The 871-nt window shown below is 43.2% G+C and carries 1 protein-coding gene; it reads right to left on the reverse strand.

Annotation, left to right across the window (positions count from 1 at the left end; genetic code table 11):
• Window position 1 precedes the first annotated feature (1 nt).
• Window positions 2–751, reverse strand: a complete 750-nt coding sequence (locus AC27IB_RS23480) for a transposase (protein WP_487124060.1) — start codon at window positions 749–751, stop codon at window positions 2–4.
• Window positions 752–871 lie beyond the last annotated feature (120 nt).

An 871-nucleotide genomic window follows, 5' to 3' on the forward strand; every position in this document is an offset into this window, starting at 1 on the left:
TTTAATTGGACGCCCCTTTTTCATTTTTAAATGGACGCCCCTTTTTCGCAGCTTTGAGCTTAATGTTAGTTAATGACTCAATCTGACGTATAAAATCTGAATCACCTAACACTAATTCACGCTGTGAACAGTTACGAATTTCCGTTAATAATTCAGCCCCGAGGGGTTGCTCAAATAAAGACTGATACGCTAAGAGTCGCGAATCTTTCGTATTACCTAATGACAGATACACCGGGTGTGCTGTGTATAACGATGACTTTTTACCCAAACCATTCATAGCAAAACTAGACCACTTATAGCGGTTGGGGCTCTCCACCACATGGGCCCGCACCGGATTCAATTCGATGTACTGCTGTAATCTAAGCAAATAAGCTTCGGAATTAACCAGTGACGACCTGAACCGCCCTTCCCACAAAGTTCCCGTACGCTGATATTTATGATTAAAAAACCTTACATACACCCGGCCAACAGATTGCATCATCTTACTAACTCCCTGATTATTAATTCGGGGAGTACAGAGCAGATGTACATGATTAGTCATAAGAACCCAGGCGTGTATATCCACCTCATACTTTCTGGAATATTCTTTAAGCCAACCCGTGTACGCAATAAAGTCTTTCTCATCGTAAAAACACGGGCTTCGGTTGTTACCGCGCTGAATAACATGTTGAGAAACACCTTGCGGCGCAATGCGTTGATGTCTTGCCATTGTTCTGCCATTTTGAGAGCCCTCTGATATCTTATTCAGCAACCAGACAACAACAATCCTGTACCCGGCAAAACAGTTCGTCAGAACAGTCCACCGGGTTATCTTTCTGGTGTTTTATTACGATAGCGAATCGAAGTGTGGCAGCGATTGGGGTCGAATAAA

The organism is Alteromonas sp. 4NH20-0104, from assembly GCF_057547795.1.